The organism is Variovorax sp. J31P179, assembly GCF_030316985.1.
Classification (GTDB): Bacteria; Pseudomonadota; Gammaproteobacteria; order Burkholderiales; family Burkholderiaceae_C; genus Variovorax; species Variovorax ginsengisoli_B.
In genome coordinates this window covers 249418-271177 of sequence record NZ_JASZYL010000001.1, presented here as the reverse complement: position 1 = coordinate 271177, position 21760 = coordinate 249418, and the positions used below count along the sequence as shown (strand labels likewise).

Annotated in this window: 26 protein-coding genes and 1 pseudogene; 11 read left to right on the top strand and 16 right to left on the bottom strand. The window is 64.6% G+C overall.

Annotated features, from left to right (window positions below; genetic code table 11):
* Positions 1-72: 72 nt before the first annotated feature.
* Together QTI17_RS01380 and QTI17_RS01375 are read right to left on the bottom strand one after the other, a co-directional pair.
* A complete protein-coding gene (locus QTI17_RS01380; RefSeq protein ID WP_286530579.1) occupies positions 73-843 on the bottom strand; it encodes a hypothetical protein in 771 nt (256 codons plus the stop codon).
* A gap of 139 nt (positions 844-982) precedes the next feature.
* Positions 983-1525: a hypothetical protein gene (locus QTI17_RS01375; protein ID WP_286530578.1), complete on the bottom strand. Its 543-nt coding sequence runs from the start codon at positions 1523-1525 to the stop codon at positions 983-985.
* A 128-nt stretch (positions 1526-1653) separates the two neighbouring features.
* Here QTI17_RS01375 and QTI17_RS01370 point away from each other — a divergent pair, with 128 nt between their 5' ends.
* Together QTI17_RS01370 and QTI17_RS01365 are read left to right on the top strand one after the other, a co-directional pair.
* Entirely contained in the window at positions 1654-2379 is a 726-nt protein-coding gene (locus tag QTI17_RS01370; protein WP_286530577.1) for a TIGR02391 family protein, read from the top strand.
* A 78-nt stretch (positions 2380-2457) separates the two neighbouring features.
* Complete coding sequence (locus QTI17_RS01365; RefSeq protein ID WP_286530576.1) at positions 2458-4818, top strand: hypothetical protein; 2361 nt, start codon at positions 2458-2460, stop codon at positions 4816-4818.
* 111 nt (positions 4819-4929) lie between these two features.
* Here the strand turns inward: QTI17_RS01365 and QTI17_RS01360 are convergent, their stop codons facing one another.
* The 3 genes from QTI17_RS01360 to QTI17_RS01350 are packed head-to-tail and all read right to left on the bottom strand — an operon-like array spanning position 4930 to position 6266.
* On the bottom strand, positions 4930-5514 hold the full coding sequence (locus QTI17_RS01360; protein WP_286530575.1) for a hypothetical protein: 585 nt from the start codon (positions 5512-5514) through the stop codon (positions 4930-4932).
* Positions 5507-5935 (bottom strand): hypothetical protein, encoded by a 429-nt coding sequence (locus tag QTI17_RS01355; RefSeq protein WP_286530574.1) that lies wholly within the window; start codon positions 5933-5935, stop codon positions 5507-5509. Before QTI17_RS01355 ends, QTI17_RS01360 begins: the two co-directional genes overlap by 8 nt.
* Positions 5936-5948: 13 nt before the next feature.
* Positions 5949-6266, bottom strand: coding sequence for a hypothetical protein (locus tag QTI17_RS01350; RefSeq protein WP_286530573.1), 318 nt, complete (start codon positions 6264-6266; stop codon positions 5949-5951).
* 258 nt (positions 6267-6524) lie between these two features.
* On the opposite strand from QTI17_RS01350, the gene QTI17_RS01345 reads away from it, so the two are divergent.
* Together QTI17_RS01345 and QTI17_RS01340 are read left to right on the top strand one after the other, a co-directional pair.
* A complete protein-coding gene (locus QTI17_RS01345) occupies positions 6525-6977 on the top strand; it encodes a hypothetical protein (RefSeq protein WP_286530572.1) in 453 nt (150 codons plus the stop codon).
* A 17-nt stretch (positions 6978-6994) separates the two neighbouring features.
* A complete protein-coding gene (locus QTI17_RS01340) occupies positions 6995-7573 on the top strand; it encodes a Cap15 family cyclic dinucleotide receptor domain-containing protein (protein ID WP_286530571.1) in 579 nt (192 codons plus the stop codon).
* Positions 7574-7601: 28 nt separating this feature from the next.
* Here the strand turns inward: QTI17_RS01340 and QTI17_RS01335 are convergent, their stop codons facing one another.
* The 5 genes from QTI17_RS01335 to QTI17_RS01315 all read right to left on the bottom strand — a co-directional run bounded on the left by QTI17_RS01335 (position 7602) and on the right by QTI17_RS01315 (position 11744).
* The gene (locus tag QTI17_RS01335; RefSeq protein ID WP_286530570.1) at positions 7602-7946 is read right to left on the bottom strand and encodes a hypothetical protein; all 345 of its coding nucleotides are present in this window, start codon (positions 7944-7946) and stop codon (positions 7602-7604) included.
* The gene (locus QTI17_RS01330; protein WP_286530569.1) at positions 7943-8380 is read right to left on the bottom strand and encodes a hypothetical protein; all 438 of its coding nucleotides are present in this window, start codon (positions 8378-8380) and stop codon (positions 7943-7945) included. Before QTI17_RS01330 ends, QTI17_RS01335 begins: the two co-directional genes overlap by 4 nt.
* Positions 8381-8730: 350 nt before the next feature.
* Entirely contained in the window at positions 8731-9399 is a 669-nt protein-coding gene (locus QTI17_RS01325; RefSeq protein ID WP_286530568.1) for a hypothetical protein, read from the bottom strand.
* 37 nt (positions 9400-9436) lie between these two features.
* On the bottom strand, positions 9437-9787 hold the full coding sequence (locus tag QTI17_RS01320; protein ID WP_286530567.1) for a hypothetical protein: 351 nt from the start codon (positions 9785-9787) through the stop codon (positions 9437-9439).
* Positions 9788-9995: 208 nt separating this feature from the next.
* A complete protein-coding gene (locus QTI17_RS01315; protein ID WP_286530566.1) occupies positions 9996-11744 on the bottom strand; it encodes an AAA family ATPase in 1749 nt (582 codons plus the stop codon).
* Between the two features lie 24 nt (positions 11745-11768).
* Here QTI17_RS01315 and QTI17_RS01310 point away from each other — a divergent pair, with 24 nt between their 5' ends.
* Positions 11769-11999, top strand: a complete 231-nt coding sequence (locus QTI17_RS01310; RefSeq protein ID WP_286530565.1) for a hypothetical protein — start codon at positions 11769-11771, stop codon at positions 11997-11999.
* Positions 12000-12029: 30 nt separating this feature from the next.
* On the opposite strand, the gene QTI17_RS01305 is transcribed toward QTI17_RS01310, so the two are convergent.
* The 3 genes from QTI17_RS01305 to QTI17_RS01295 form a co-directional block, all read right to left on the bottom strand.
* On the bottom strand, positions 12030-12263 hold the full coding sequence (locus QTI17_RS01305; protein ID WP_286530564.1) for a hypothetical protein: 234 nt from the start codon (positions 12261-12263) through the stop codon (positions 12030-12032).
* Positions 12260-12439, bottom strand: a complete 180-nt coding sequence (locus tag QTI17_RS01300; protein ID WP_286530563.1) for a hypothetical protein — start codon at positions 12437-12439, stop codon at positions 12260-12262. Before QTI17_RS01300 ends, QTI17_RS01305 begins: the two co-directional genes overlap by 4 nt.
* 94 nt (positions 12440-12533) lie before the next feature.
* A complete protein-coding gene (locus QTI17_RS01295) occupies positions 12534-13196 on the bottom strand; it encodes a hypothetical protein (RefSeq protein ID WP_286530562.1) in 663 nt (220 codons plus the stop codon).
* A 221-nt stretch (positions 13197-13417) separates the two neighbouring features.
* Between QTI17_RS01295 and QTI17_RS01290 the strand changes: the two genes are divergently transcribed.
* Positions 13418-13783 (top strand): hypothetical protein, encoded by a 366-nt coding sequence (locus QTI17_RS01290; RefSeq protein WP_286530561.1) that lies wholly within the window; start codon positions 13418-13420, stop codon positions 13781-13783.
* Between the two features lie 186 nt (positions 13784-13969).
* Here the strand turns inward: QTI17_RS01290 and QTI17_RS01285 are convergent.
* Positions 13970-14524 (bottom strand): annotated as a pseudogene (locus QTI17_RS01285) (Bug family tripartite tricarboxylate transporter substrate binding protein); the annotation flags it as partial.
* Between the two features lie 34 nt (positions 14525-14558).
* Positions 14559-15800 carry a pyridoxal-phosphate-dependent aminotransferase family protein gene (locus tag QTI17_RS01280; RefSeq protein ID WP_286530560.1) on the bottom strand — a complete coding sequence of 414 codons (1242 nt, stop codon included), beginning with the start codon at positions 15798-15800 and terminating at the stop codon, positions 14559-14561.
* A gap of 125 nt (positions 15801-15925) precedes the next feature.
* Here QTI17_RS01280 and QTI17_RS01275 point away from each other — a divergent pair, with 125 nt between their 5' ends.
* Complete coding sequence (locus tag QTI17_RS01275; protein WP_286530559.1) at positions 15926-16621, top strand: GntR family transcriptional regulator; 696 nt, start codon at positions 15926-15928, stop codon at positions 16619-16621.
* Positions 16622-16631: 10 nt separating this feature from the next.
* Entirely contained in the window at positions 16632-19691 is a 3060-nt protein-coding gene (locus QTI17_RS01270) for an FAD-binding and (Fe-S)-binding domain-containing protein (RefSeq protein ID WP_286530558.1), read from the top strand.
* Here the strand turns inward: QTI17_RS01270 and QTI17_RS01265 are convergent.
* Positions 19688-19915 (bottom strand): hypothetical protein, encoded by a 228-nt coding sequence (locus tag QTI17_RS01265; protein WP_286525778.1) that lies wholly within the window; start codon positions 19913-19915, stop codon positions 19688-19690. The two genes, QTI17_RS01270 and QTI17_RS01265, sit on opposite strands and share 4 nt — an antisense overlap.
* Positions 19916-20016: 101 nt before the next feature.
* Between QTI17_RS01265 and glsA the strand changes: the two genes are divergently transcribed.
* From glsA to QTI17_RS01250, 3 genes are all read left to right on the top strand, one after another.
* A complete protein-coding gene (gene glsA / locus QTI17_RS01260; RefSeq protein WP_286530557.1) occupies positions 20017-21021 on the top strand; it encodes a glutaminase A in 1005 nt (334 codons plus the stop codon).
* Between the two features lie 77 nt (positions 21022-21098).
* Entirely contained in the window at positions 21099-21485 is a 387-nt protein-coding gene (locus QTI17_RS01255) for a hypothetical protein (RefSeq protein WP_286530556.1), read from the top strand.
* An 11-nt stretch (positions 21486-21496) separates the two neighbouring features.
* Positions 21497-21733 carry a YMGG-like glycine zipper-containing protein gene (locus tag QTI17_RS01250; RefSeq protein WP_286525782.1) on the top strand — a complete coding sequence of 79 codons (237 nt, stop codon included), beginning with the start codon at positions 21497-21499 and terminating at the stop codon, positions 21731-21733.
* Positions 21734-21760: the final 27 nt, after the last annotated feature.

Sequence of the window (21760 nt, the reverse complement as noted above, 5' to 3'; positions counted from 1 at the left end):
AGTTGCCAGTGCCGCAGCAGGAACTGGGGGACGTAGTGCTGACGCGTGTACGGTTGGCCCATGTGAGTGGGATCAGGCTCGGCAGATCAATCGGCTGTATCGGTGCTGCCGCTCCGCGGCCGCGAACTGCATCTTCTCGATGCTCACGGTCGAGCTCAACTGAAAGACTGGATCACCGGTAACCGAGGAAAGGTGCGCCATCCACGCGTCGCCGAGCCTGTCCACGAAATCTTGAGATACCGATTCCTTGCCCTTGATCGACCAAGGCATCCAGAACTGCGCCTGGCCGAACGGCCCTCCGACCGTGACGGGTTCGTTCACGCTCATGTACAGGACCGTGTGGATCGCGGAGTACGAGCCGCTGTTGAGGATCGGCAGCAGCAGGGGGGCCATCATGTCGGGCGCCAGCGCTCGGTTGCCATCGTTGACGATGATCAACAGGCCCTTGGCGGACGGTCGCGCGATGTCGAGGCGTGATTGCTTGATTTGCTTGGCGGCCCTGGCAACGATGCGCGACTTCAGCCGCTTTCGGAACGGCTCCAGGATCTCGCGAACGAGGGGCAATGGCAGGTCTTCCAGGCTGATCGAGCCAGACATTCGACGCAGTTTGCCGCGGCGCATCCAGTCGTCCGTCCTGGCTGGCGCGTGCGCTGCCAACTCGGCCGCCCAGTCCGTCTCCAGGCATTTAAGTTCGGCAACAACGTCGTCAGCAGCGAAGACGAAATCGGCGTTCGGCTTGTTGTCAGGCCGAGCTGCAAGCACATCGTCGTTCACTGTCCCGCCCATCTTGGAGACGCAGGCGCTGAACTCGCGCCGTACATCGATGCGTACATGTCCGCTCATTTCGGAGGGGTGCGACAGAGGCGCACGGCTGGGCCGTCAGGTCGAAGCGCCCGGATGGACGGCAGTCTGCGTTGCAGCGGTGCTTCCTCCCCCGGAATCCAACTGGGTGGATTAGTCATTGAGCGCGCAGCGCCAATGGTCATGATCCACCAGTCCCCGCTGCCTGGGCTTGAGCATCCTCCCATGCCTTCGTCCATCGACTATCTTTCTCGAACGTCTTCTGCAACTGCAGGAAGTCATGCAAGAGCGATTCAATTTCCTCTACTTGCTCCTCCAACTCCGCAAGGGTCATCCGAACCTCAGGGGTCTTCCTGTCTGGGTCGAATTCCCAGGACAGCGCCACGAACGCAAATAGATCTGGCTCACGAAAGGTGACTGGGCCCCAGCGACCGTGCGCGTAGTCGTTGCGCAGGCCCCTTGCATGCTCGGCGCACTGGAACCACTGTTCGAACGCCTTTCGCGCGGTGGGGTTGCTGTGACCCCACATCTCCAGCGCCAGCGGTCGAAGCTTGTCCAAGCGAGTCTTGAAATGCACATTGGGAGCGACCAAGAGATGGGCGACTTCGACGCCACGATAGGGCCCGAGCCAACGCAGTTGCAGCCCGATCCCGAGGTCTAGTCGCGCATGCGCGTGAACCAATCGGCCAAGCAACCAGTGCAATCGATCCTCGCCCCTGAACATTTCCGCGTCCACTGTCTAGCCTACCGAGTGCGGATTGGTGGCTCAAAAGACGTTGAGACCTGCAACAAAAATGACTTGCTCATGCGTCCGATCGTACCGGGCCTCCCGACCGTTTGGCATGATGGCGCATGCCACGACTTATTGAACTGGTCCCCGATCCGGAATTTCTTCTCGCTGTGGAGCCCGAAGAACTTGGTCTGCCTCTGCTGCAGGTCGCACGATCGCAGGGAAATGGAATGGGCCTGTTTCATCCTTCAAGCTGGATCAGCAGTGCCAACGATGTGAATGAATACCCGCCGCAACACCATGCGGCGATACGGCGGGCGGTCAACGAAGGTTTCGAGTGGCTACGTCGGTGCGGCCTGCTCGTACCGGCGGAGGCCACGAACGGGCAGAACGGCTTCGTCGTTCTTAGCCGTCGCGCGCAGGGCATTGGCGACGCGACGACCTACGCAGAATTCCACAGTGCGACCGCCTTTCCGAAGGCGTTGCTGCACCCAGCCATTGCGGAACGCGTTTGGCTCGCGCTCATTCGCCGCGATTTCGACGATGCAGTGTTTCATGCGTTTCGAGCTGTTGAGGAGGCCGTGCGAGGGGCGGGAGGATTCAGTCCTGCGGACTACGGCGTGGCGTTGATGCGACAAGCATTCCGTGACAACGGCCCCCTGGCCGACATGCAGCAACATGCGGGCGAGCGCGAGGGCCTAGCCGCGCTGTTCGCAGGTGCCATTGGGTCATACAAGAATCCGCATTCCCATCGGACAGTCCAGATCGATGCGGGCGAGGCACAGGAAATGGTCGTGCTGGCTTCGCACCTGCTTCGCATCGTGGATTCGCGAAGGATGGCAGCCTAGGCCAGAGCCTCGTCGATTCGAGCGACTCTCCAGCGAACCTACGTATGATCGCCCGCAATATCCCCCTTGAGAGCACAGATGGACACTACGCGCGTCAACGTCGCCTATCGGCCACTCCGTATTTGTTGGGCGATAAAAGAAGGTGACTTGATCTCATTTCGTGAGGCCGTTCAGACCAACCATACCCTTTGGGGCGGAAGATTCAATCCGATCGTGGTGGTCGATCGTGAGGCAGAGGCGCGAGCGATTGTCGAAGCCTTTCGAGCCGACATAGTCGAGCCAATCGGAGCCAGAGAAGAAGTCAGAGCATTTGCCGCGTCCTTTCCTCATCTGGTTTCGCCATTTTTCCACCACGGCGTCTTCGTCGGACAGGGCCAGGATGCCCGGTCGCAGGCTCTTGACGTGCAGAACGCCATCGTTGCCAGCAGGGACACGCCCGAGTGGAAGCGCCTTCAAGAGAGCCAGCCTCGCATCTATAGGTGGGCGCCGGAAGACCCGCTGGCAGACATCTTTCTCATGCAACTGGGCAGGTATCCTGACAAGGATGCAGGAATCGACTACGAGTCGATGTTCAAAGAGGCGGCCGGGGCGAGTGAGGTCACCATCGCATCCGACCTCGAATTGCCGGCGGACCAACTAGAGTTTCCCAGCATCGCTTACCTATCTCGGCTCAGGATACGCAGGCACCACAGCGTCCAGTCACACTGGGACTACCCCGGCTTCTATCTCGGAGAAGCGTCGAACCTGGATGATCTGGTGGCCTTTTGGAACTTGCGTGCAGCGGACCTTGCTGTTCTCTTTGTTGATCGTGCCCAAGTCGGGCGCTACGCAGCGCAGATTCAGGCATGGAAAAAGCACGTTGCGGAACGTCTATCGCGCCGGAAGGATCGCGCAGTACGTGAGTTTGCAATCTGGTGGCGCCGTACGTATCCGGGTGGACAGGCAGATGCGGCCGCGCTCCGCGAGCCATTTGGCAACGAACCATGCAGGATCTGCGGCGTGGACGAGTACTTGTGGAACGGGAGCAATCTTCGACCGCCGATGATGCACTTGGGCGAGGTTGCATCCCTTGGCGTTCTGGTCACGGAAGGCGGGAAGGCAAAGGTTTCCTTTGGACTTAACGAACGACCGTATTCGTCGGACCCATGGTTCCACACTCAGCATCTGGTGGCATCAGTCGGCTTCCTGGGCGGGATGTATGGGCGAGATGACTGCACTCTCGATCCGCCTTACGTACCTGAACTGAACGAGTTCTACGCTCGCGCGATGAACTTCTACAACCGTCTGCGAATTGAGTCCGGGCGGCTGGGCTTGATCGTGAGCGCGACTGACAGCGACAACTTCGTCAATGCCTTGCCGACAGCTGAACTGTTCAAGCAAGTTTTTGCGCTGGCCGGATTCTCTGCTGCAGCTAGCTCCGGTGGCTTGATCGCTCGGCAGTTGATCGCGCAGCTTGGTGGCTTGCAGGGTGGACGGGTGTTCAAGATTCCAGGCGCCCGGAGGCTGATCAAGACCCATGGCCCTACATCCTCATTCGCCAAGCGCGCTGCCTTGCAACTGATTGGTGGCAAGGACGACGAGAATCCTGATGCGAGGTTCCAGGACCACAAGGATCTCTATCTGGAACCTCGCGAGCCCGGCGTAGCGTTGTCTCCGGATCACGTCTTCTCCTACTTGGTCGGCAAGCGGCTTCTTCGCATCGGCGCCGACCTCAAATGTCTTCACTGCCAGTTGTCAAACTGGTTCCCTATCGATGAGTTGCGGCAGCGCGTCCCCTGTCAAATGTGCGGTGAAGTTTTTGATGCGACTGCTCAACTCGTCGGTGGAGGTTGGGCGTACCGACGCTCTGGTGTGTTGGGAATGGAGCGCAATGCGCAAGGCGCAGTGCCGGTCGTTTTGACGCTGCAGCAGCTCGACAGCAATCTTCGATCAGGGTTGCAGAGTAGGTCCTACTCGGTGTCTCTTGATCTGACCCCGACACGCGGCCAACTAGCAACGCCCTGCGAAGTAGATTTTGCGTGGCTTATTCCGCGACCATACCCGGAACGCAGCATTGTCGTCATTGGCGAGTGCAAGGACCGGGGCCAGTCGCACGGTGGTGATGGCGGCACAATCAACGCAAACGACGTTGCAAATATGCGTGCCGTGGCCGATTCATTTCCACAAGATCGGTTTGAGGTGTACATCCTTTTCGCCAAACTCTGTGCCTTCACGACCGCCGAGATTGACGTTATCCGACCCCTCAACGGTGAGCATCAGCTTCGCGTGATCTTGCTCACCGAGCGGGAGCTAGAACCGTACTACCTTTTTGAGCGCACAAAAAAGTACTTCAAGATCGATGAGCATGCCATCATGCCTGAGCAGCTTGCGCGTGCAACGGTTTCGACGTTCTTTGACCCCCAACCGGTCGATCCAGATCCTGAGGCCAACCACCGTTGACATGCAAAATCGCAAGTTTTTTCTTGTCTCAGCAAGATCGTAATTCGACGTGAAAGCTGGTCGTGCCGTCCGGTGCCCAGTGAAGGTCCCGCGCCGCGAGGTATCCCTTGATCAGCCTTGAGCGCGCGCCTCCGCCGCAATGCTGTCGTGAACCACGCTGCCCATCTGTTCGATCAGCGTGATCAGATCGGTTTCAATCGCGCGGTCGCCGCGTGCGTCTCGCAAGGTCAGCACGATTCGACTTCCCGCCAGCTTCAGCCCGACTACTTCCGAACCGTCCTTACCGCGTGGGCCAGCGTCGCCCTTCGCGCCGCGCCCGGCCAGCAAGTGCGCCGCGCCGCCGTGCCACAGGAAGGTGCCGAAGTCACGCATGAACAAATCGCCATCGAGGTAGGTCCTGCCTTCCTGAAACCCGCCCATGATGCGAAAGCCGCCGCTGCCAAAGCGCTGCCAGTCGTCTCCGGGCGGCTCGGCCGCTGTGTCTTTCAGGGCTCGAAAATGCTGTCCGACGTGATGCTGCACGCGGGTGCCAGCGCGATGCACGCCCGGTTGCCAGGGCTGAAGGCCTTCGTCGAGGCGCTTCTCCAAGGCCTTGATCTGCTTGTCACGCAAAGCCAATTGCTGTCCCAGAAGCGTCCCCACGGCATCGAGCACCATAAGGTCCGGCATCGGGCGGCGGTGCGCGCTCTCAGACATGGTGCTGTACCTGGGCGGGCAGAGCTACGGCAGACACCTGCACGCGCTCCGATGACGCCACCTCGGCGTTCGTGAAGGCGTCGATGGTCGCGGCGAGCGCCTGCACCAATAGCCGCTCGCGGCTGCCTTCGGGCGGGTCGAGGCTGCGCAGGATCACGCGCATGCGACCAACCTGGCCGCGCGCATCTGCAATCCGCTGTTCCTGAAGGTGCTGGGCGATGGCGGCGGCTCGGCGCGCCGGGGCCTCGCGTTGCTCGCGCTCCCACGCTTCCTGCTGGGCGCGCTCGCGCGCACGCATCGAAGTGAAGGCGCTGAAGAACTCATCCGGCGATGCGATCGGACGCAACGTGCTCGGCGGCGGCAGCGGCGGGCGCTCCTTGCCGGGTTCGATGCCCGCGAATTCGGCGACAACGACGGTCATGGGTCGATTCCTTTCAGTGCACGGTTGGGTTGGGCTGCGCTTGATCGGCGGGACCGAAGATCGCCGCCAGTTGCGCTTGCACCTCGGGATCGGCGCGAATCCGGTCGAGTTGCTCCTGCAGCCTTGCGTTCTCACGCGCCCGGTCCAGCACCAAGCCGACGATGAAAGCGCTCACCAGATCGAACGCGCGCGCAGGGCCGAATATCTCGAGGAAATGGGCGATGTCGGCTGGCAATTCCGCTGTCGGCCGCGCGAGGTAGCTGCGCATATGGTCGAGCGCAAAGGCGGCAACGGCTTGTTCAATCTGCGAATCCACGGACTTCTGATCCATCGCACCACCTCCAATCGTTGCGCCTCCGAGTACAGCATCGGAAGCTCAGGGCGTTGCATCGAGAAGTGCGATTTTCAGCCGATATCGAGGGTGTTGCATCGACGGTTTCCGAAATTGCGTGACGCGCTTGCACGTTCTGGGGGGTCTACGCGCAGGGGGCGGCCGAGCGAAACGCGGCTCATGGAGTCGCTGCCTCGGCCACCGTGGACAATACGGTCCGCTCCATTGGTATCACTTCAACCGCACCAGCCGTCCACGATGAACCCACATGTCTTGCCACGCTCGGAGATAGCCGCCAATCTCAAGTCTCTGCTGCTGAAGATTGCCGGCCGCGTTGATGCAGAGTTTTCGGGGTTGGGCATCATCGTTTGGGACGGCGCTGCAGCAATGCCGATCCATCCAATGCGGGATCGATTGCCGGCCGGCATGTGTCGTGGCGGTGCACAGGAATGGCTGATCGCCAATTCGCGAGAAAGTAGTGCTTTCCATGACGGCTTTCACGTCTTCAACCAGTCGCTTCAGCTAGTTCAGCCTGCGGTCTATTTTTCCCCGGCGATTGTTCCTGGCCTCGTCATACCCGCCCACGCTCGCAGCTTTGGCGGACGGTACCTTGCGGCAGTATTCGGCTCTTGTCTGCAGGGCGTGCTTTGCACGGGGGTGCTTTCGCGAACCTACGGCCCATACGTCTTTCGCGACGGGAGAGAGGTCTGATGTTTAGTCTTCTTCCGATGACTAGAGTGATCGCGACGATCGCTGGTGGCTATGCGTTGGCAATCATGCTTCTCTATTGGGCCTTCGGCGCGGCCGGTATACCGCTTCGCCCGCTGTTCGCATACAGCGGCGCGGCAGTGGTCGATCTGGCACTTCTCGCGTTCTTCTGTGCGGGCTGGCGCCGTCTATGGGCGAGGATGCCAAGATTGAATCAATGGCTATACCCCGATTTGAATGGAGTTTGGGATGCTTCGATTGATTGGGTAAGGGGCGAACAAGTAGGGCGTGCGGTTGGACGGGTCATCATCAAGCAGGACTTCTTCAAGATTTCGATAGAGATGGACGCGGAACGTTCTGAGTCACGCACTCTTGCTCTGGCGGTCAAGAAGGATCCAGAATCTTCCCGTCCTCTGTTGCACTACATCTACGAAGTTCGGGAGAAGTACACGTCACCTGGGCAGAACAAGGTGTATCAAGGGGCGGCTTCTCTGGTTGTTGGTGCTGCTTCAAACGATGAACTGGTCGGAAACTACTTCACCAGTCGCGGAACGGGCGGGCGCTTCCACTTCTGTCGCTTGCCGGAGCCTCTGCCCTGAAGCGCTTCGGGGAATAGGGTCGCGAGCGCTAGGCGCCCGCGAGTGGTACGAGTTCGCCCAGGGTCGCATGCACCATTGCGGCCAGTTCCGTATCGGTTGGGATGCGCCACCGATAGAGCCCAGCTTCGGCATCGAGGTGCAGGGCGACAAGCACCGTGCCCTCCGAGTCCACCGCGCGACCGAGGACGGCGACCGTGTGCGCGCCCATCTCGCCGAGCGCGACATCGGACACAGCCGCACCGGCCAGCGCCTGATCGGCCGCGTCGAGCGCGGCCTGGGCAGCAAGCGCGCATTGAGCGGTGGTCCAGGCCGACAGCGATGGGCACTGTTCGACAAGCAGCCGTTGGCCCCCGGCCAGGCGCGGTGTCGTCACTGCAGCAGGCCTTCCCAGGATGTCCCGCCTTCTGCGATGAGGCCGGCCGCCTGGGCGATCGCCTTCTTACCCGGCCGGGGTTCCATGGGCGGGGTGGTCGCTTCTACCCAGCCAGCGCGACAGCGCAGCCAGAACATGCCCGCGCGGGTGTCGGGGTGCGTCGCGTGCGTCGCGGCGCGAAACAGGCTTTGCGCCACCATGGCGTTCGCCTTCGTGTGCCCCTGCTGAAGTTCGACCCAGTAGTGCTTGCGGAGGGTAGGTTCGCTCAGTCCTTCGATTTCGGCCACGTCCGCGACGCGAACGCCGACTGCGACCCACATGGCGATGCGCTTCGCGAGGGCATCGCTGCGCTCGTGAGGCGGACGCCCAGGCTTGCGCGTTTCGGGCGTTTTCAGCGCGGGATCGGCATCGGCAGAAGGCGATTGTTTCGACATGGCTCGAATGCTCCGATATCTGCGATGGACGCAGGCTGATCATTCAAGATCAGGGGCGCCTGGAAGCCCTCATTTTGCGTCGCGAAGTCGCGCGCGCGGGCCAAAAAAACTGCTCAATCGCGATGAAGGCTAGGTTGCCCGTCCATTTTGGGGAGAAATGGACATATCGCCCCCTCGTTCGAGCCCCCCGCCGAAGGCCCCCCAGCCGCGCCAGAAGGGCCCAGGCGGCGCCTCTCTGCCTGGGGTGAGGTCCAGGCAGTCGCAGGCGCTGCGTCGCGTCTGGCGCCTTCTGGGTTCGCCCGGCCCGACGCCCGCATGGCAGCCGTCCGAATGCGGAATGTCGGGCGCGATCAGTTCCCGCCAGACGGCTCGGCCACATCAAACGCCCCGAGCGTCGGCAGGCCGACAAGCGCAAGGTACTCCAGGCGCCACTGCATGGCGCGCAAGTCGATGCAGCGTTCCACCTGCGTCCAACAGCCGGGCGCCGCTTCGAACAGGGCCTTGCGGCTGTCTCGCAGCGACAGCGAGTTGTCGGCGGCCACGTGCACGCTCACGGCGCTCACCAGAACCTGGCCGCGCGGGTCGATGCAGGTAGGGACGCCGACGCGATACAGGCTGATGTGCGGGGCGCCGCCGCCGCGATCGCGATCGTCAGGGGTTTCCGGATTGATGCCGCTGGTGCCTTGCGCTGCATCCGCCTCCGCCGTCGCGGTGCGAACCACCGACAGGGCGAACTCGGCGCTGAGCGTGATCGCATACGCGATGGCGACGTGTCGATGGCCGTAGACCTTGCCGAGTGGGCCCGGCTCGATGCGCACCGTCGCGGAGTGGCCTTCTTCGCGCAAGTGCGTGATCAAGCCGCGCCCTTGCGGCGACGACAGAAACCTGCGTGGGCTCCATGTCAACTGCACGCCGCTGCTGCGCTGCAGTTCGTCGAGACAGTAGAGGCCGTCCGCGTCAGGCCACAACACGAGGTCGCCGATCTGCAGCAGGTCGGCGCTGGGGGAATTTTCGGTCATGGTGGGGTTCCTTTCGGGCTGTTGCATGACGGGCCGCTCAAGGCGTACGGGTGCTTTGGCTGTCGTCGTACGGCGGTAATACGCGGTCGATCAGCAGCGTATGGCCGGGCTTGACCTCGCGCGCCTTGGCCTTGAGCGTGATGGGCTTCGGATCGACGATTGCGAGCAAGGCCTTCTCAGCAGCCCGCAGCCCGGCGCGTGCCTCGGTGACTCTTCGGGCAGCGTCCATATCGGCGAGGAAGCTGCCATCAAAGGTTGCGCCAGCACGGTAGGCAGCGAACGTCCGACGCTTGAGACTCGTCGCCTCGATTCGGCGCTTGTACGCCGTGGCCCAGGCCTCGGCAGCGGCGCGCAGGCGATTGTCGGCGGTGGTCATGTAGGGGGTCATGGTGTCGGTCCTCGTGGTGGTTGGCGGTCGGCGGGCTGATGGCGGAGCCCATGCGCCACCTCGGCACCTCGGCAAGCAGTTTCAACCCGTTGCCGAGGTGGTTTGCCGAGGTGCGCACAGACTCGATGGATAGAACCGAGGGGTGCCACCTCGGCACCTCGGTATCTATCTATAGAGTGCCGAGGTGGTTTTGCCGAGGTGAAAACGGTCATTTCGAAGCCTTCTTTTTTACCTGGGAGGGGCCGTTTTCTGCCGTCACCTCGGCAGTGGTGGGCCTGCTCCTTGCCGAGGTGGTGGGCTCGGCTCGGTCGAGCGGAACGCCCCATTGCTCGGCCGGCGCCTTTGAGCCGACCGGGTGCAGGTAGTTACGATCGCTACTGGTGTGGGTGCGCCAGTCCGGACGCTGCCAGGACGCTACGCGGCCCTCGGCCATGAGAAGGTGCACGAAGTGGCTGACCTTCTTTTGCCCACCGAGCCCGGCTTCCGCACCAGTCGCTGAAAAGGTGGCAAGGGAGTGGCGGCGGCCTTGCGCGAGTTCGCTGTCGAGCAGCTGCCACGCCTGATTCTTGAGGCCATCGAGCGAGGGTGCGGCCTGGTCCTCGGCCAGCGACTGCGCCACGATGCGCACCACGCAGGAGGTGATCGGGTCCCCATCCTCGTCGGTGCCAAGCTCGATCGAGGCCAGCGTAAACACAATCTCGTCGTCCTCGCCGGCCCCGTCCTTCAGCTTGTCGATGCTGGCTCTGCGCATGCCGTTGTCACGCGTCAGCGCGATCTCGACATCGAGCGCCCCCTTGGTGCCGGACCAACCGCGAAGGCCTTTCGTCGGGTCCTTTCCGGCGTGCGCGATCAGCAGCACCATCGCGCCGGTCGCCTTGTGCAGGCGATGGCAAGCGGCGAGGGCGCCGCTCATGTCTGCGCTTCCGTTCTCGTCGGCGTCGGGGAGTGCGCGTGCCAGGGTATCGATGGTCACGATGTCGAAAGGTCCCTGCTCGATCAGGTTGGCGACCAAGGCGTCGATGTCCTGGGTGTCGCGCAGGTTCGGCGCAGCATCGATCAAGCGGAACTCGCCCAGGCCCTCATCGGTGAGGCCGTTGTCCAGCTTGTAGGCATCAAGACGGGCGCGAAACCCGGTCGCGCCTTCGGCCACCACATAGGCCACACGGCACGGCTTGACGCGCCGGCCTGCCCAGCGTTCCAGGCCGCGCGTGCAGGCCAGGAGCATGTCCGGGGCCAGGAACGATTTGCCCGAGCCCGCAGGGCCGTAGATCGCTCCCAGCTCGCACAACGGCAGAACCCCTTTGATGGCCCAGCGCACTCGCTGGTTCGGGCGGAACTCGCTCGCACTCATGACCCGGAACTTTTTGCGCCGTTCTTCGAGATTCGAGTCGGGTGCGCCGCTGCCGTCGTCGCTTTCCGACTCCAGCAGGGCCGCCTTCCGCGTCGCTTCGGCGGCTTCGCGCAGGCGGACGGGGTCGAGCGCGAAGTGGCCCGAGATGGCGAGGTCATGCAGGGCGATGGCTTCACGGTGTCGGGCACGATCGCGTACGAGGGCAGCATGTGGCCCGATGTCCCTCGTGCCGGCCACGCCCTTCGTGAGGTCATGCAGGTAGACCAGCCCGCCGACCGACTCGGCCACGCCGTCGCGCTTCAGGCGCTCACCCACCGTGATGACATCGGCCGGCTGGCCCTCGCGCAGCATGGAAGCGATGGCGCCAAAGATCAGTCGATGCTCGTGCAGGTAGAAGTGCCCAGCCTGCAGCATGGCGGACACCATGGGCCATGCGTCGTTCTCCAGCAGCAGGGCACCAAGCACGCTCTGCTCGGCTTCGATGCTGTGCGGCGGGGTGCGCAGCGGCGCCGCGTCATTTGCGCCAGGAGCGAACGCCGCGCCGGCACCGTTCAGCATGACCGGCTCGCGGACGGTCTTGGGCACCGTCGATCGACGGTCGTTCATGGCAACACCTGCATCGCAGCGTTCGTGCGCGCGGACTTCGACGCCTGGGTACCGCGCTGCGACGCGCGCGCCGAGCCGCTGAAGGCCGCTTCAGACGCGCTGGTGGTCTGCGGGCCATCCTTGGGCAGCGTGACTGCCCACCTGGGCCAGCGCGGCTCCGTGAGCCAGCGCGGCGCCCAGCGCATCGAGATGGACATCGCTTCCATGGCGCGCCGACGGCGCGAACGCTCCGTGCTGTTGCTGTCGGGGGCTTGATCCGCGATCTGCGCGCGGCCAGGTTGGCGATCAGTGCGCGCCGCCAAAGTCGCGGCACAATCTGAATTCGGATTCATGGGACAGACTCCAACGTTGGTGGGCACTGCGAATGCCGCTGACACCCAGATGCCCGGCCGCTCGTGAGAGTCGCCGGGCATCGCTTTGATGTTGATGACGTTCTGCGCGTTCGACTATTTCCAGCCGCTGGTCGCGTTCAGCCAGCGCGCGCTGAATTGCCTCGGTGTCGATATCGGCCGGACTCACGCCCGACCCCCGACGACGCGAATGAATTTGCCGTCATCCGGCGGCTTGCCCTTGCGCACGGCACTCGTCGCGCGGCGCCGCGCGTCTGCCGGCAAGCTCGCGTGTAGCTGCAGGACCTTCGCCGTCTGCGCAGCGGGCGAAGGGCGGCGCACCAGCGCTTCATTGATCGTGACCATCGTGGCACCTCATCAAGCCCGACCGAAGGGCCGGGGCTTGATGAAACGATGACACACGGGTGAAAAAGGTGAAAACCGGGTGAAATGGGTGAAATCAACCCGTGCGCCGCAGGGCCTCGATGAGCCTGTGGTTTTCCTTCGCCCAGTCGAGCGCCCGGCGATACCAGAAGTAGCCATGCTTGCCCCAGGCGGCGTCCTTGAGCCCGTTCGCCTTGGCCTTGTTGAGGTCCGATTCGACGGTGGGCCACCGCACGATGCACCGCTGGATCAGTTCCCGTTTGGGGAGCAGTTCGTTGTCGTCGTCCTCATCGGCGCTGGCAGGTTGCAGACCCGGGCGTAACTTTTCGAGTTCCCAGGGCCACACCAGCAGCATGTCGAACGTGATCGTGATGGGTTTCGGCAGGCGCACGAGGTAATCGCCCGTCGCGGTCGTCGTCTCGGCCTTGCGCAGGACAACCTCGCCCGCCTGATGCAGCCGGTGGTATTCGTCTGTCGTCAGTGCGACGAACCCGGACGGCAGTGGTTGAAACGCCAGTGCAAGCCCTCGTTTTTTCAGCCAGGGTTTGTCTGCCCGTGTGAACCCGCCGATGCGAAGGAACGCCTTATCGGTCGTTTCGTCGCCGTCCAGGCCGATGTCAACCAGCGGGGTGATCAAGCCGCGGTACATCCAGTACAGCAGCGCGCTGCGTGACAGACCAACCCGCGCGGCGGCTTCGCGCAGCGGCATCGGGCGCCCCGTAAGATTCGTCTCAGCCATGCGTTCACCTCTCGCGCAGGTGGTTCAGGGTCAGCGGGGGCCGGGCGCGTCGCAGCGTCCGGCCCTTGCGTCTTGATGCGGGGTCATTCTGGCACCGGCATCGAGGAACGCGCTCGCGGTCGCGGTCGCGTGCTGCACAATGACCGCCGCAAAGGCGCAGGCCCGGCAAGCGTTGGAAGCGCTGTCGGGCCTGCTGATCATCGACGTGAAAGGGCACGCCCATGACTCGGACAAATGGTAGCGGCGCACAGCGCCCGCACCACTACTTCACCAAGATCAGAACCGGCATCGTCGCCGCGTCGCTGTTGGCCTGCCTGTCTAACGGGTTTGCCTTCACGACATTTGGCTCGTACGACTGCGGGCAGTGGTTTACCAAGCGCGAAGTAGCAAAGAGCTGGCTGCTCGGCCTTCTGAGCGGCTTGAACTTCATGGTGGCAGACGAAAAGAAGGGTAACGACCCGCTGAGCAAGCTTGGTTCTGCCGATCAAGCGTTTCTGTGGATGGACAACTACTGCAGGGCCAACCCGCTCAAGTCCGTCACTGACGGTGGCATTGACCTCTACATCGAAATCCAGATGAAGAAGTGACATTGCGGCTGATCCGCTCCGCGATCATGCTGCTGGCAAGGGCGGCCAGATCGCCTGCAGGAAGGCATCTCAGCCGCTGAGCCTACGATTTACAGGTACTTTTCGCAGGTACACCGGGCTTTTCGGGGGTCAAGAATCGATGGTTTTCATTCGAGGAACGTCGAAAAACGCGATTTCCGCGCAGGGGCCCTTGTAGGGCACGTGCAGCGCATCGACCTTGGCCTGGAGCATCTCCAGCGCCAGATGCTGCGCCGACCCGGCGCCGGCCGAGCCGAAGCTCACCTTGCCGGGCTCCGCGGCGCACAGGGCGACGATGTCCTTCACGGTCACGGCCTTCTGCGTCGGGCTTGCGATCAGCAGGTTGGGCGTGACGCCGACCAGCACGATCGGCACGAAGTCGCGCTGCACGTCGTAGCGCAGCTTCGGCTGCAGGCTGGGCGCCAGCGCGTGGCTGTTGATGTGCGCCATCAGCAGCGTGCTGCCGTCGCTCGGCTGGGTCGACACGTACTCGGCGGCCAGCACGCCCGCGACACCGCCCTTGTTCTCGACGATGACCGTCTGGTTCCACATCACCGACAGCTTCTGCGCGACCACGCGGGCCAGCGCGTCGGTGCCGCCGCCGGGCGGGAAGCCGACCACGATGCGCACCGGGCCGGTGGGCCATTCCTGCGCGAACACGCTGGGCACGCCCAGGGCGGCCGCGGCGGCGCCCGCGGCCTGGATGAAGGAACGTCTTTGCATGATGTCTCCGTTGTTGTGAATGACCGGCCGGCGCTCAGGCGGCCTTCTGCAGCGCGGCCGGCGCCGCGTGGCCGGCGAAGTAGTCCATCGAGGCCTGCACGCCGCTGCCGGCGAGCTTCACGCCGGAGAGCTTCAGGCCCATCTCGACGCCGGCGACCATCGCGACCAGCGTCAGGTCGTTGCTGTCGCCGAGGTGGCCCATGCGGAACATGCGGCCCTTGAGCTTGCCCAGCCCGGTGCCGAGCGACAGGTCGAAGCGCTGGTGGATGAGGCGGCGCACCGCGTCGGCGTCGATGCCCTCGGGCGTGATCACGCCAGTGAGCACCGGCGAGTACACGGCCGGGTCGGCGCACTGGATCGGCAGGCCCCAGGCGTTCACCGCGGCGCGCACCCCCGCGCCCCAGCGCTGGTGGCGCGCGAAGACGTTGTCCAGCCCTTCGCCGAGGAGCATGTCCAGTGATTCCGACAGGCCGTAGAGCAGGTTGGTGTTGGGCGTGTAGGGCCAGTAGCCGTCCTTGTTCATCTCGACGATTTCGTCCCAGGCCCAGAAAGACCGGGGCAGCTTCGCGCTCTTCATCGTGTCGAGCGCCCGCGGCGAGATGGCGTTGAAGCTGATGCCCGGCGGCAGCATCAGCCCCTTCTGCGAGCCGCTGATGGTCACGTCCACGCCCCATTCGTCGTGGCGGAAGTCGGCGCTCGCCAGGCCGGAGATGCTGTCGACCATCAGCAGGGCGGGGTGGCCCGCCGCATCGATGGCGCGGCGCACCGCGGCGATGTCGGAGGTGACGCCGGTCGAGGTCTCGTTGTGGACCACGCACACGGCCTTGATCTTCTTCTCGGTGTCCTTGCGCAGGCGGGCCTCGATCAGGTCGGCCTGCACGCCGTGGCGCCAGCCCGCTGCCTGAGGCAGGTGGGCGTCCGTTCCGCCATAGGCGAGGAATTCGGTCGAGATGCCCAGGCGCGTGGCCATCTTCTGCCAGAGCGAGGCGAAGTGGCCGGTCTCGAACATCAGCACATGGTCGCCGGGGCTCAGCGTGTTCGACAGCGCCGCCTCCCAGGCCCCGGTGCCCGAGGCCGGATAGATGACCACCGGATGCTGCGTCTTGAAGACCTGCCGGATGTCCGCCAGCACCTTGCGGCCGAGGGCGCCGAACTCGGGCCCGCGATGGTCGATGGTGGGCAGGCTCAGCGCGCGCAGGATGCGGTCGGGCACCGGGCTCGGACCGGGGATCTGCAGGAAATGCCTGCCGGTGGGATGGGAGTCGAGTTGAAGCATGGGGCCGTCCTTTCCTTTTCAGTTTTGCATTCAAAACACAAAAAATCATGATCGTTATCCCCTACGCACAATGATTGATACATCGTGAATTTGCATTCAAAATGCATCTCAAGGGAAATGAAGCCATGGCTGAAGTGATAGAAATCTCGCGCCTCGCGCTGCATGACCAGGTCGCGTCGCGCTTGCGAACCATGCTGATCGAAGGGCAGATCGCACCCGGCGCCAAGCTCAACGAGCGCGAGTTGTGCGAGCAGTTGCGGGTCTCGCGCACGCCGCTGCGCGAAGCCATCAAGCTGCTCGCGGCAGAGGGGCTGGTCGACCTGCTGCCCAATCGCGGCGCGGTGGCCGTCAAGCTGACCGAGGCCGACGTGGTCAACACCTTCGAGCTGCTGTCGATGCTCGAAGCCATGTCCGGCGAACTGGCGGCGCAGCGCATCACCGACGGCGAACTGGCAGAAGTGCGCGCTCTGCACTACGAGATGATGGCCTGCTTCGCGCGCCGCGACCTCTCCGGCTACTACCGGTTCAACGCCCGCATCCACGCGGCGATCAACGACGCGGCCAAGAACCCGGTGCTGACCAGCACCTACCGTGCGGTCAATGCGCGCGTGCAGTCGCTGCGCTTTCGCACCAACCAGAACGAAGCCAAGTGGGCCGGCGCGGTGGCCGAGCACGAGCGAATGATCGAAGCCCTGGGCGCCCGTGACCCTGCCGCGATGCGGCAGGTGCTGGTCGAGCACCTGAACCGCAAGCGCGACACCGTGCTGGAGCTCCTGCGCGCCGGCGAAATCTATCCACGGGCCCCAGCGGCCAAGACCTGAAGCCCACCCCATGCGCATCGAGCCCGCCAGCCATCTGCAGCCCGCCGGTACGGTCCTGCCTCCCAACGAAACCTGCGAGGCGCTGGCCAGGCGGCTGGCGGCCGAGACCCAGGGCGAAGTGCTCTTCGACGACGCATCGCGCGGCCGCTATGCGACCGATGCGTCGATCTACCAGATCATGCCGGTCGGCGTGCTGGTGCCGAAGACCGAGCGCGACATCGCGACCGCCATCGACGTGGCGCGCGATCTCAAGGTGCCGGTGCTGGCACGCGGCGGCGGCACCAGCCAGTGCGGCCAGACCACCGGCGCAGCGCTGGTGATCGACAACAGCAAGCACTTCCGGCGCGTGCTGGATCTCGATCTCGACCGCCGCACCGTCACGGTCGAGCCGGGCATCGTGCTCGACCACCTCAACGCGCAGCTCAAGCCGCACGGGCTGTGGTATCCGGTCGACGTGTCGACCAGCGCGCAAGCCACGCTCGGCGGCATGGCGGGCAACAACTCCTGCGGCTCGCGCTCCATCGCCTACGGCAACATGGTGCACAACGTCGCCGGCGCGAGCGCCTGGTTGTCCGACGGCGAACTGGTCGACTTCGGTCCGGTCTCGAACCTGGGTGCGAGGGCCAGCGACATCGCGCTGCATGTGCGGCAGCTGGTGCTCCAGCACCGCGGCGAGATCCACGCGCGCTGGCCCAAGGTGATGCGCCGGGTCGCCGGCTACAACCTCGACATCTTCGACAACCAGAGCGAGAAGCCCTACACGGCGGACGGCAGCGTCAACCTGGCGCACCTGTTGATCGGCGCCGAAGGCACGCTGGCCTACACCCGCAGCCTGACGCTCAAGCTCGCGGAACTGCCGCGCGCAAAGGTGCTGGGCGTCGTCAACTTTCCCAGCTTCCGAGCGGCCATGGATTCGGCGCAGCACATCGTCAAGCTGGGCCCCACGGCGGTCGAGCTGGTCGATCGCACGATGATCGAGCTGAGCCTCGCCAACCCCGCCTTCAGGCCGACGGTCGAGACCGCGCTCATAGGCCGGCCCGCCGCCATCCTGCTGGTCGAGTTCTCGGGCGGCGACAAGGCCTCGCTGCTGCCCAGGCTGAAGGACCTGGTCGACCTGATGGGCGAGCTCGGCCTGCCCGGCAGCGTGGTCGAGATGCGCGACGACGCGCCGCAGAAGAACCTGTGGGAGGTCCGCAAGGCCGGCCTCAACATCATGATGAGCCTCAAGGGCGACGGCAAGCCGGTGAGCTTCATCGAGGACTGCGCGGTGCCGCTCGAGCATCTGGCGGACTACACCGACGGCCTCACCGAAGTGTTCGCGAGGCACGGCAGCAGGGGCACCTGGTATGCCCACGCCTCGGTCGGCACGCTGCACGTGCGGCCTATCCTGGACATGCGCACCGATGGCGGGTCCAAGATGCGCGCCATCGCCGAGGAAGCGGGCGCGCTGGTGCGCAAGTACAAGGGCGCCTTCAGCGGCGAGCACGGCGACGGCCTGTGCCGCGGCGAGTGGATCGAATGGCAGTTCGGCCCGGCGATCAACGAGGCCTTCCGGTCCATCAAGCAGAAGCTCGATCCGATCAATCTCTTCAACCCCGGCAAGATCATCGATCCGCCGAAGATGGACGACGGCGCGCTGTTCCGCTTCGCACCGGCGACGGCACCGAAGCCCTACCGGCGCATCCCGCTCACGCCGGTTCTCGACTGGTCCGCATGGAACGTGCAGGCCGATCCGGTGACCGAAGCGACCACGGCGCCGGGCACCGGCGGCGACCTCACGGGCGGCTTCGCCAAGGCCGTCGAGATGTGCAACAACAACGGCCATTGCCGCAAGTTCGACGCCGGCACGATGTGCCCGAGCTACCGCGTGACGCGCGACGAGCAGCACCTGACGCGCGGCCGCGCCAACACGCTGCGGCTCGCCATCTCCGGCCAGCTCGGTCCCGACGCCTTCACCAGCGAAGCCATGCACGAGACGATGGACCTGTGCGTCGGCTGCAAGGGCTGCAAGCGCGACTGCCCGACGGGCGTCGACATGGCGAAGATGAAGATCGAGTTCCTGGCGCACTACAAGAAGAAGCACGGCCACACGCTCAAGGACCGGCTCATCGCCCGCTTGCCGGACTATGCCCACCTGGCCAGCCGGGTGCCGTGGCTGCTCAATCTGCGCAACAGCGTGCCGGCTGCACGCTGGCTCGGTGAAAAGGTGCTGGGCCTTTCCGCCAGGCGATCACTGCCCGTGTGGCGCAGCGACACCTTCTGGCGCGCTGCCGACGCTTCGACGTTCGCCAGCCGCGAGCAGGCCATTGCCGCGGCGCGAGAAGGTCGCAAGGTGGCGGTGCTTTTCGTCGACACCTTCAATGGCAACTTCGAAAGCCAGAACGCCTGGGCCGCTGCGCGCGTGCTCAAGTCCGCCGGCTACCTGCTGCACACGGTTCAGAAGGACCGCGGTCATCATTGCTGCGGCCGCACCTACCTCGCCAATGGCATGGTGGACGAAGCCAGGGCCAGGGCCGGTGCATTGATCGATGCGCTGGTGCCGTTGGCGGAAGCCGGCATTGCGATCGTCGGCCTCGAGCCCTCGTGCCTGCTGACCTTGCGCGACGAGACGCTGGTCATGGGGCTCGGGGCCAAGGCCGACAAGGTCGCCGGTCAGGCGCTGCTGTTCGAGGAATTCATCGCGCGTGAAGTGAAGGCGGGCCGGTTCCGGCTGGCGCTCAAGGCGGTGGACCAGCCGATCCTGCTGCATGGCCATTGCCACCAGAAGGCCTTCGGCGCGGTGAGCCCGATCCTCGATGTCCTCAAGCTGATTCCCGGCGCCAAGCCGGAGCTGATCGAGAGCTCATGCTGCGGGATGGCCGGAAGCTTCGGCTACGAGGCGGCCCACTACGAGGTCTCGATGCAGATGGCGGAAGCCAGCCTGCTGCCGGCGGTGCGGTGTAGTCCCGACGCGATCGTGGTGGCCGATGGCACCAGCTGCCGCCACCAGATCGCCGACGGCGCGCAGCGCGAGGCGGTCCACGTCGCGGTGCTGCTCGACCGGCAGCTTGCGACTCCTGCATCTTCCTAGTCGATCCAGGGACCGCCGAGCATCGCCTGGATGTAGGCCGCGACCTTGACCAGGTCTTCATCGGACAAGGGAATCGGCGGCGCGTCGACCAGGTGCTCGGCGACCATGTGCAGCTTCGCCGATGCGTTGGGCTGCTCCTGGAGCAGGACCGCGAGGGCCGCGGTCTGGGCGACGGCCCTCAGCTCGAGCGATCGGAGCCGTGCGTTGAGTTCTTCCGCGTCCATTTCGTCCATCCTTCGAGAGTCCAAGAGTGAGGCCCGATTCTGCTTCGGATTGGGCCGGCGGGTGATGGCCCGTGCTACGCTGCGCGCGGAGGACCCAGCCTGTGCACACGCCGATTCCGCTCGACGAACCGACCGATCCGCCGCTGGTTTCCACCGGCCACCTGCCGCCCCCCGAGCGCGTGAAGGCGCTGGTCGACGAGGCCTATGGCCGCTACCGCTCGATCGACGAAGGCGCGGTCGCCGACTACATCCCGGCGCTGGCCAAGGTGCCGCGCGACCTGTTCGGCGTCTGCCTCGTCGGCGTCGACGGCTCGGTCCATGAGGTCGGCGATGCCGGGCACGCGTTCTCGATCCAGAGCGTCTCGAAGCCTTTCGTCTTCGCCCTGGTCTGCCAGGCCATCGGCGCCGAGGAGGCGCGCCGGAAGCTGGGCGTGAACGCCACCGGGCTGCCATTCAACTCCGTCATCGCCCTGGAGTTGAACCAGGACCGGACCATGAACCCGATGGTGAATGCGGGCGCCATCGCGGCCACCAGCCTGGCGCCGGGCGAGACCGCCGACGAAAAATGGCGCTTCATCCAGGATGGACTGTCGCGCTTCGCCGGCCGCAGGCTCGAGGTCGACGAAGAGATCTACCAGTCCGAGGCGGCCACCAACCTGCGCAACCGAGGCATCGCCAAGCTGCTCGAGGGCTATGGCCGCATGTACTTCGACGCGCTGGAGGCCACCGACATCTACACCCGGCAGTGCGCGTTGAAGGTGACCGCGAAGGACCTCGCCGTGATGGGCGCCACGCTGGCCGACGGCGGGGTCAATCCGGTCACCGAGGAGCGGGTGGTCGACGCCTCGGTCTGCAAGCGGGTGCTCGCGGTGCTCGCCACGGCCGGGCTCTACGAGCTCTCGGGCGACTGGCTCTACGAGATCGGCCTGCCGGGCAAGAGCGGCGTCAGCGGCGGCATCGTCACGGTGATACCGGGCAAGGGCGGCCTGGGCACCTTCGCACCGGCGCTGGACGAAGCCGGCAACAGCATCAAGGGCCAGCGGGTGTCCAAGTACCTCTCGGAGCGGATGGGCCTGAACCTGTTCGCGTCCAAGCCCGACCACTGAAGGCTCATGGTCGAAAGGCCTTGCACCGGCCATTGTTGCGAGGAAGAATGCAAGCGGGAAGTCCTCAAGGAGATGCAATGAAAGCACTGACCCCTCCGGGACGCGCGGCCCTGATCGCAAGCTTTGCACTCGCCATCGGCATGGCATGGAGCACGGGCCGCGCAGCCGAAATCGCCGTGGTCAACGGCGAGCAATGGACCACCTCCAGCGATGCCGTCAAGAAGGCCTACCTGGTCGGCGTCGCCAACATGGTCCAGGTCGAGCGCGCCTACAGCGGCGCGACGCCACCCTCGGACGCCCAGAGCATCGTGCCGCGCATGGCCAGGGGAATGCAGGGCCAGACCCTCGACAGCGTGCGCGAAGGCGTCGACCGCTGGTATGCCGCCAACCCGACCAAGCTGAAGCGCCCGGTACTGGACATCATCTGGTTCGAGATGGCCGCTCCCGGACTGCAAAAGAAATGACGGAGGCCCTCATGAAATCGCTTGCTTGGATGGCGGGCATCGCCAGCGTGACGCTCCTCGTGGGCTGCACCAACATGACCCCGCAGCAGCAGGGAACGATGAGCGGCGCGGCCATTGGCGCCGCGGCGGGCGCCGGGATCGCGGCGATCGCCGGCGGCGACGGTTGGACGGGTGCCGCCATCGGCGGCATCGCCGGCGGCATTGCCGGCAACATCAAGGGCGGCCGCCAGCAGCAGCAGGGGTGGTGACCGCGCACCGGGCGAGAACGGTGCGGC